Here is a 464-nt window from a genome sequence, read left to right as displayed (position 1 = left end):
GTCGCGGGCCACGTCCAGCCGCGACAGCGTCTTTACCGGGCTGGCCGACTGGCAATGCGCCGAGCGGAAGGTGGTGAAGTCATGCCGCCCGACCAGCAGCTGCGCGGCCTCATGCATCGCCTTGGCGTTCAGCGGCTGCGGCACCTGCCACGCCAGCCCCTTTTCGACCGTCAACGGCGCGCGCCGGTTGGCGATGCGATATTCATAGGCGCGGCCCAGGCACGAAAAACGCGCATGCCAGTCGTCGGGGACCGTTTCGCACGCCAGCACCGCGACCGGCGCCGGCCGCAACCGCGCGTTCAGCGCTTCCATCAACCGGAACGGCTCGATCGGCTTGGCGATCTCGACATGCGCGCGCATCCCCAGCGCATGGACCCCCGCGTCCGTGCGCCCGGCGGCATGGCACGTCACCGTCTCGCCGGTGATCGTCGCGGCGGCGTCCTCGATCGCCTGCTGCACACTCG

At 70.3% G+C, this 464-nt stretch carries 1 protein-coding gene; it reads right to left on the bottom strand.

The features are described 5' to 3' along the window. Window positions 1-464, bottom strand: a 464-nt coding sequence (locus CVH10_RS17435) for a tRNA pseudouridine(38-40) synthase TruA (protein ID WP_146142988.1), incomplete at both ends; no start/stop codon positions are given.

It is taken from the genome of Halomonas sp. ND22Bw (assembly GCF_003011945.1).
GTDB lineage: Bacteria > Pseudomonadota > Gammaproteobacteria > Pseudomonadales > Halomonadaceae > Halomonas > Halomonas halophila.
The sequence above is the reverse complement of the archived record's forward strand: the minus strand, read 5'-3'. Positions and strand labels throughout refer to the sequence as shown.